Source organism: Dactylosporangium cerinum, assembly GCF_042653625.1.
GTDB classification, from domain to species: domain Bacteria; phylum Actinomycetota; class Actinomycetes; order Mycobacteriales; family Micromonosporaceae; genus Dactylosporangium; species Dactylosporangium cerinum.
Map to the genome: position 1 here is coordinate 1 of NZ_JBHSIU010000069.1, position 7,369 is coordinate 7,369.

The window sequence follows — 7,369 nt, forward strand, 5'->3', positions numbered from 1 at the left end:
GCACGGTCGGTGACGAGCTCGGCGGCCGGTTCGTTGAGTCCTGCCCGGCAGTATGGTCGAGACCGTGCATGTCACTGACCGCCTTTCGGGTCTGCCCGAGCTGACCGAGGTCCGGAAAGTATGGTTCAGCGGCTGGTCCGACGGCCCCGTCACCGGCGTTGCCGTGCACGACGAGCGCGAGTTCTGGTTCGTCATGGTCACCAACGATGACCCTGGTGGGACGTGGGACTTCGAACCTCGCGTCTACGTTGTTCACCGCCTGTCGAGCGAGCAGCTGGCGCAGGCGTGGAGTATGCATCGCGGCTTCGCGAGTGCGGGTCTCCCGGGATGCCTGCACTCGCCGCCGTGCGAGGTCGCGGGTGCCACGGCCGAGGAGCTGGATACGCTGCGCGATCGTTGGCCGCCCGAGGTTGAGGACGACTTCACGGACGCTCCGGCGGTCGGATGGTTCCGGGACACGTAGCGCTTCGGCAGCGGCGAACACCGGCGCGATCCTGCTGACCCACGACGTCGCCGAGACCGTCCGATCCGTGGCCGAGGAATCGGCCGACGTTGCGGCACCGGTCGGCTGGCACCGCGCCCGCCCGGGTGCACTGCCATGACCGGCGCCGGCCAGCGGGCCGGTGTTTCATCCCTGCGGCTGTCGCGTTCTCACCGCGGTCATGGTTTGAAGCCGGCCGTCCAGATCGCGGCTAGGGGGCGAGGACCGCAAGCGCGGCTTCGGCGCACTCGTCGTCTTGCCCGGGCACCGTGCCGCCGCTCACCGCCAGCGCACCGAGGACGGTGTCCCCCCGCACGATCAGCACTGCACCGGCGCCCACCAGGATGGGCACCCGCACGGCCCGATCCAGCTGGGCGAAGAACGCTGGCGAGGTCTCCTGCATCTTGCGCAGTACGGCGCCGTCGCGGCGGAAGAGGGCAACGCTGGCCGCCTTGGTCTCGGCGATCTGAGCTGAGAGCGGCGGTGCGCCGGTCATGCGGCCGAGGGCCTGCAGATGCCCGCCTTCGTCGACAACCGCGACCGTCACCGGTGCGGTTATCTTCGCGGCGTGCTCGTGTGCGCCGGCGATGACCGCCTGAGCCTCTTGGAACGTCAACGGCATAGCGGCCTCCCTGAAGGTTGCGGACAGGTGTCCTTGCCTGAACTAGCCATGCTCAACAGCATGATTGAAGTACAGCTGTAGCGCAATGGGTGTTCAGCTATTCTTGCCGGGATGGACACCAAGGGTCGGCGCAAGCAGAACACCCGCGGACAGGGCGACCTGCTCCGCGAGGAGATCTTGACGGCCGGCGTGCGCATGCTCGACGAACTCGGCGACGATCAGGCGCTGTCGCTCCGCGCGGTCGCCCGCGCCGTCTCCGTCGCCGCGACCTCGGTCTACCTCTACTTTCCCGACCGCGACGCGCTCGTGCTCGCCGCCACCCAACGCTGCCACGAGGAACTCGTCGCCATCGGCGACGCCGCCGAAGCCGCCCACGACCACCACCCCGCCGCACAACTGCGGGCCCGCATCCTGGCACAGGCCGAATGGGCGCAGACCCACCCCGGCCTCTACAAGGTGCTGCATGAAAGCGGCGTCCACCGCCGCCTGGGCATGCCGTTCAAAGAGGTCATGGTCGAACGCACCCGCACCGCCGTGCAACGTTGCATGGACGCCGGCGCCGCCCCGCACGACGACGCGCTCACCGTGACGATCGACCTGCGCACCGCCGTCAACGGCATGTTGGCTCAGCGCATCAACGAACCCGACCTGCCCTGGCCGCCCCTGGCCGACCAACTCGACCGCTTCCTGACCAAACTGGTCGGCCTACAACGCTGACGCGATGGAGTTCGGTTGTCCGGTGCGCCGATCGATGATCGCGACATCCGCTCGTCGGCATGTGCGAAAACATTGCTACACCACGGTTTCCGCTCGGGCGTGGTCCGGCTCGGTGGGGTCCGTTGCTGTGCTTTGCTGCTGTACTGCTGGCGGGCCGAGTCGAGGTCTAGGCTGGCGGCATCGACTACGCAGATGCTCGGCTCACGCCGCTTCCGGACCCGTGGCGCCAACTTTCGTCTGAGGAACGGCCTGCCCTGATGGCCGAGTTGGTGGCGGAGTTGCCGCCCGGCCATCCGTTGCACGGCCACGAGTTCATCCCGACCATTCGTTGTGACGGTTGTGATGCCGTGGTCTTTTCGGTCGAGACCGGTCCGCCCTGGTTCGTGCTGGTGCACCTGACGTGGTCTCGGACGGCCGAGCGGGTGCCGTGGCCGATGTTTCGCCCGCTTCCGGTCCCGTTCACGGCGGTCCTGGCTGGCCATGACCACCAGATCCGTGAAGACGACGATTTGCGTGGTCGGCCATGACTCGGACCACGGGCCGCGCCGTCTTCCCACGCAGGGTCGTGGCCGGCGTCGTCGTGCCGGCAGTGGAGTGACCGTCGATCCCACCCGTGTCGGGTGATCCAGTCGCAGCGCGAGAATCCGATGCGCCAACCCGTCGACCACCTGCCCCCGTGCAGCGCTACGCAAGCTGGTACGTGAAACGTCGCGCGTCAGCCGATGACGAGCCGGGCCAGCATCACCGTGTCGGCGCCGTCGGGCGTCGTGCTGAGCCCGAGCGCCTTGAGCGGGATCCCGAACGCCTCGCCGCCGACGTGGAAGAGCGCGGCCGTCGCCTGCGGGTCGGCGCCGGTCATCGCGGTGCGGAACAGCGGGTCGTCGGCGAGGACGCCCGTCGTGCTCTCGGCGAGCGGCCCGGTCCGCATGACGATGTGGGCGTCGCGAGTGGTGACCGCGATGTGGGACCACGCGGCAAGACGGGCGGTGGCGGCCTGGGTCTGTGCCGCCGCGGCGGCGTCGGCGAGCTCGAAGTCGACGAGGATACCCGGCGGGTCCATGAGGCCGCTCGAGAGACTCGGCTGCGGACCGGCGATGGCGTAGGCGACGGACTTCGCGCCGGCGGCGGCCTGGGTGACCGCGTCGAGGTTGCGCTGGGCTTCGTGGGCCTCGATGGCAGGGCCGTCACTCATGCTCACGAGGCCGCGCATGTCGCCCGTGTAGATGGTGCCGTAACCGGGGATGACGGAGGCCGTGCCGATGGACTCCGCATCGCTGGGCAGCGGCGGCAGGCCGGTCCCGTCGAGCAGTCCGTGCATCGAGAGGAGCGCAGCTGGAAACAGGATCTGCGTCGGGTTGGCGCCGAGGTACCCGACGTTGCCGGGCACGACGCCCGCGGCGGTCACGCCGGCGGGCAGCTGACCGAGGCGGCCGGCCGCGGCGGGCGGCCCGGCGGCGAAGTACGGCAGGTCGTGCGCGCCGATGAGGCGGCCCCGCACCTCCATGCCGCCGCCCTCCGCGCGGGCGCCGACGAGGAGCCGGCCGTTGGCGGCGGGCAGCGGATGCTTCGGGTCGTCGAAGAGCCGGGGCAGGCCGACGTCGTCGGCGTCGAGTCCGTAGGAACGCACGTCGCGCCCGAAGTCGAACCACCCGAGCATCGGCAGGTCCTCGGGCATACCGGCGCGGGCACCGGCGAACACCGGGTCCGCCGCGAGGGTCGGGGCCTTCGCTGCCGCATCGGCGACAGCCTGGGACCCCTGCCCGGCGAACGCGATCAGCGCGTAGTCCTCACGGATGACGATGCCCGCCGCGTCTGGGCCTTTCGCCCGTACGGTGGAGAGGGCCTTGTCCTTGTCTTTGAGCAGCGTGACGAGGAGCGTCGCGGGACCGGAGGGGGACGTCCAGCGCGCGATCCCGAAGCGGTCACCGAGCCAGGGGGCGGCCTCTTCGAGGGTGATCGACGCACCGGACCCGGCGAGCAGGGCCCGCTGGACGCCGGTGAGGGAGTTACGGGCGCCGGGCGCCTTGCCCAGCAGGCCGTCGAACGCCAGCCGCTGCTGCACGCCCGGCTGCAGGTCGAACCGTGCGAACGACGCCACGTCGGCGGGCACCACCTGCTCCGGCAGCATCCCGGACGGCTTCTCCCAGGTCCGGGTCGCCGCGAAGGCACCGCCACCGGCGATGGCGGCAAGGACCACGACAACAGCAACCACAGCTGCGGTACGGCGACGGCGCCGCGAACCGTCCACAGTGGCCAGGCTCGACGGCTGCTCGGTGCCCACTCCGGCGAGAGCGATCGGATCGCTCGCGGCGGCGGCGTCCTCTACATCGGCGACCGCTACATCACCGACCGGGCCGCTCCCGGCCACCGACGCAGCCGGCTCGACGGAATCGGGCAGCGCGGCGGGACCCGACAGCTCGCAAGGAGCCGAGACCTCAGGACCGGCACCCCGGCCGCTCTCGGTGGACGATGCAGTCTCGCTGTGCTCGAACAAAGACGAACCCCCGCTAGATGTGGACGCGCGCATCGTAGCGGGGCTGTCGATCCAGGTGCTCCCGGCCCTTTCGGCCCGCTCCGTCGTGCTGTCCATCGACTCCATCGCGACTGTCACAAGCGGCCCACCCCGAGCCGTCAAGGTCGTCAGGGTGATGTTGCATGAGGACCGAGTCTGCTGTGGCTGGCGCCCGGACCTCGCACGCTCACAGGCGATGTGCCTGTACTCGGTCGGCGTTGAGTCGCGAATCCGCGCCTCGGTCGTGGTCCGGGACCGCCGTCCGGCGCTGGAGCTGGCGTATTACGCCGACTCTGAGGGCGCGCCGCAGGTTGGGCAAGGACCCGCGTCGGTGTGGAGAGGTCGGCCACCTGACGGCAGTCGGCCCCGCGCCGCGAGGGCCAGCGAGCTCCGGGCTACGGACCACGACCGGGAACTCGCCGCCGGCCTGCTCACCAAGGCGCTCGCGGCAGGTTCGCTCGGTGTCGATGATACTTGGCAAGCGGATCGCGGCAGATCCGGACGCCCAAACAATGTTGACCTTGGAAACTTTGGCTGGTTCTGGGCAGAAACTGCGGGCTCAGATTGGACGACGCCGCGCGCCTCGATCGACGAACGTAACAGAGCTCTTGGCCGAGCTCATCGTTCCCGAGTCGATGGCAGTACCACTCGGAAGAATCTTGGTCGGCCTGTAGACACGGGAAGCGGTCTCAGGCGAGTCACCTTCGATCCGAGGCGTTGGCGCCTCGTCGCTACGGAGAGGACGCCTGATGGGCGCAGGTTGGGAGCTGCTGGCGAGTTCCGGTTTGTTGCTGTTGCTGCTGGAGCTGCTGCGCTGGGTTCGCGAGATAAGCCGGCTGCGCAGTGCTGAGCGGCTGGCCCGCCATGCCCGACCAGGGCTGCGCGTGTCGGTGTCATCGCGGGAGGCGCAGCACGGGCTGGAGCTGACTGTCGAGAACCGGTCAGTTGCCCGCGGAGCTCGTGCGGATCGGCGTCGAACTCGTGGGCAACGACCACGATGACATTCATGGCTGATCGGCGCACGACATCGCCTGCCGAGACTCCGTTGGCCGGGTTCGAGCAGTTCTACGAGTCGTCATTTCAAAGGGTGGTCGGCCGGGTCTTCCTCATCGTGGGGGATGCCCACCTGGCGGAGGAACTGGCGCAGGACGCCATGGTGGAGCTGATGGCTCAATGGGCTGGCAGGCGTGATCGGCCGGCGGAGTCGAACACCGCGTGGACGGTGGGCATCGCTGCCAACCTCGCCCGCCGCCATTGGCGGCGGCTCGTGGTCCATACGAGAGTCCTCACTCGACTGGCAGGAAGACGCCAGGCGGGTGCGAGTTCCATCGACGAACAGACGATCGTTCATGTCGACACGTACCGGAGCCTGGCAGCGCTTCCGAGGCGGCAGCGGGAGATCGCGACGCTGTGGGTTCTCTGCGACATGACAGCCGAGGAGATCGCTGATGCTCTCGACATCAGCGCCTCCGCGGTGCGCACTCAAATGCAGCGCATTCGCAAGCGCCTGGCCACCGACGGCACCGGCAATTTGCGGCCGAGACGGGGGGTGAGGAGTCATGACCTTTCAGCGGCGCGGACATGCCGACGACCAAGTTCGGCGTGTGCTTGTCCAGGCAGATGACCTGGTTCAAGAACATCTGACGGTCAATGTGAATGTAGGTATGGCGGATCTGATGGAGCGCCGCGCTCGTCGCGATCGATATGCCCGGCCGCTCACGCGCCGGTTGCGGCAACCGTTCATGAGGCGCTGGCGGCCACTCGAACCGCTCGTGGTCATCGACCCGCCGCACGTCGTCAAAGCCGACGGACAGCAGGCCTCAACGCGACCCCTCCCACTCCTCCGCGGTCTCCAGCGTCGAACCACGATGCCCGTAACCGTCGCGACAGCTGCCATCACGGTCGCGGTCGGCCTTGTTGTCGGGTTCGAACAGCGTCAACAGGACTACGTCACGAGGGACAAGCCAGCGGTCATCCACCTGCGCGACACATCCGGACGTATAGCGGAAGTAGTGTTCAGTCCCCACGGCGACGTGCTGGCCATCGTCAACAGCAAGACCGGAACGGTGCAGTTCTGGAACCCGACCAGCGGCCGACCCATCGGGCAGCCTCTACGCCACAGCGGCGTGACAGCGGCGGCGTTCAGCCCGGACGGCAGGACGCTGGTCACGGCCGGCCTCGACGAAACGACGGTGTGGAACCTGACCACCCCCTCACCCGCCGCGCGGTCTCAGTACCTCACCGGCGTGACAGCTGTGGCGCTCACCCTGGACGGCAGAGCCCTGGCGACCGCCGGCCCGGCCGGCTTGAAGCTGTGGAACCCCGTCAGCGGTAAAACCGAGCAGTCCCTCTCCATCACCACCGGTGCAACGGCCGTGGCGTTCAGCCCAGACAGGACATTGCTGGCGGCCGCCAGCAGCGCCGACGGAACCGTGCAGTTGTGGAACCCGGCCACCGGCCGACCCATCGGGCAGCCTCTACGGCACAGCGGCGTGACAGCGGTGGCGTTCACCCCGAACAGCACACTGCTGGCCACCGCCAGCAGCGCCGACGGAATCGTACGGCTGTGGCAACTGAAGTGACCAAACCACCGGCACTCAACGTGGCTCATCCCCCGCGGAAGTCCACCACCGTTCCGAGCGCTCCGGGAACCTCCTTGCGCAAGATCAGGTGCACTGTATTCGGCATGACCGCGCCGCAGCAGCCCGGACAGTTGCGCCCCGTAGCGATCGGATCGCGGCATGAGCGTGCACCGGGCAGTGGTCGATGCCGATTTCGGCGAGCCGGTACGGCAGCTGCGAAATCCGTATGATCCGCGCTGTGGAGAGCAGGCCTGGGACGACTCGCTGGTACGGGTCGATGTCCGGATGGAACGCCGACTATGCGCCCGCGCCGGAGCAGTTGCGTCGCCAGCGGTCTCGCCTGCTCGCGCTGGTGGGTCAACGGCTGCGGGCCGGCTGGGTCGGCTGGGAGCTGGCAAGAGACAGGTGGCAACCGGTCATCCCGGTGGTGCTGGAGTTCGACGGCGGTGTGCAGC

At 68.7% G+C, this 7,369-nt stretch carries 7 protein-coding genes and 1 pseudogene; 6 read left to right on the forward strand and 2 right to left on the reverse strand.

What is annotated here, in order from left to right; translation table 11 throughout:
* Positions 1–52: 52 nt before the first annotated feature.
* Entirely contained in the window at positions 53–463 is a 411-nt protein-coding gene (locus tag ACFPIJ_RS46100) for a hypothetical protein (RefSeq protein WP_380125814.1), read from the forward strand.
* A 229-nt stretch (positions 464–692) separates the two neighbouring features.
* Here the strand turns inward: ACFPIJ_RS46100 and ACFPIJ_RS46105 are convergent, their stop codons facing one another.
* The gene (locus ACFPIJ_RS46105) at positions 693–1,103 is read right to left on the reverse strand and encodes a GlcG/HbpS family heme-binding protein (protein ID WP_380125816.1); all 411 of its coding nucleotides are present in this window, start codon (positions 1,101–1,103) and stop codon (positions 693–695) included.
* Between the two features lie 111 nt (positions 1,104–1,214).
* Here ACFPIJ_RS46105 and ACFPIJ_RS46110 point away from each other — a divergent pair, with 111 nt between their 5' ends.
* Entirely contained in the window at positions 1,215–1,820 is a 606-nt protein-coding gene (locus ACFPIJ_RS46110; protein WP_380125818.1) for a TetR/AcrR family transcriptional regulator, read from the forward strand.
* A 257-nt stretch (positions 1,821–2,077) separates the two neighbouring features.
* Positions 2,078–2,347, forward strand: a complete 270-nt coding sequence (locus tag ACFPIJ_RS46115; protein ID WP_380125820.1) for a hypothetical protein — start codon at positions 2,078–2,080, stop codon at positions 2,345–2,347.
* Positions 2,348–2,535: 188 nt separating this feature from the next.
* On the opposite strand, the gene ACFPIJ_RS46120 is transcribed toward ACFPIJ_RS46115, so the two are convergent.
* Positions 2,536–4,017, reverse strand: a complete 1,482-nt coding sequence (locus ACFPIJ_RS46120; protein ID WP_380125822.1) for a hypothetical protein — start codon at positions 4,015–4,017, stop codon at positions 2,536–2,538.
* A 1,321-nt stretch (positions 4,018–5,338) separates the two neighbouring features.
* Here ACFPIJ_RS46120 and ACFPIJ_RS46125 point away from each other — a divergent pair.
* From ACFPIJ_RS46125 to ACFPIJ_RS46135, 3 genes and pseudogenes are all read left to right on the forward strand, one after another.
* Positions 5,339–5,956 carry an RNA polymerase sigma factor gene (locus ACFPIJ_RS46125; RefSeq protein WP_380125824.1) on the forward strand — a complete coding sequence of 206 codons (618 nt, stop codon included), beginning with the start codon at positions 5,339–5,341 and terminating at the stop codon, positions 5,954–5,956.
* Positions 5,892–6,914 carry a WD40 repeat domain-containing protein gene (locus ACFPIJ_RS46130; protein WP_380125826.1) on the forward strand — a complete coding sequence of 341 codons (1,023 nt, stop codon included), beginning with the start codon at positions 5,892–5,894 and terminating at the stop codon, positions 6,912–6,914. Before ACFPIJ_RS46125 ends, ACFPIJ_RS46130 begins: the two co-directional genes overlap by 65 nt.
* Before the next feature lie 238 nt (positions 6,915–7,152).
* Positions 7,153–7,369: pseudogene (locus ACFPIJ_RS46135) on the forward strand (hypothetical protein); the annotation flags it as partial.

Bases quoted from the DNA above. Each gene is read 5' to 3' on its own strand.
- ACFPIJ_RS46115 (WP_380125820.1), top strand. From the start codon at position 2,078: ATGGCCGAGTTGGTGGCGGAGTTGCCGCCCGGCCATCCGTTGCACGGC.
- ACFPIJ_RS46105 (WP_380125816.1), bottom strand. From the start codon at position 1,103: ATGCCGTTGACGTTCCAAGAGGCTCAGGCGGTCATCGCCGGCGCACAC.
- ACFPIJ_RS46100 (WP_380125814.1), top strand. From the start codon at position 53: ATGGTCGAGACCGTGCATGTCACTGACCGCCTTTCGGGTCTGCCCGAG.
- ACFPIJ_RS46125 (WP_380125824.1), top strand. From the start codon at position 5,339: ATGGCTGATCGGCGCACGACATCGCCTGCCGAGACTCCGTTGGCCGGG.
- ACFPIJ_RS46130 (WP_380125826.1), top strand. From the start codon at position 5,892: ATGACCTTTCAGCGGCGCGGACATGCCGACGACCAAGTTCGGCGTGTG.
- ACFPIJ_RS46110 (WP_380125818.1), top strand. From the start codon at position 1,215: ATGGACACCAAGGGTCGGCGCAAGCAGAACACCCGCGGACAGGGCGAC.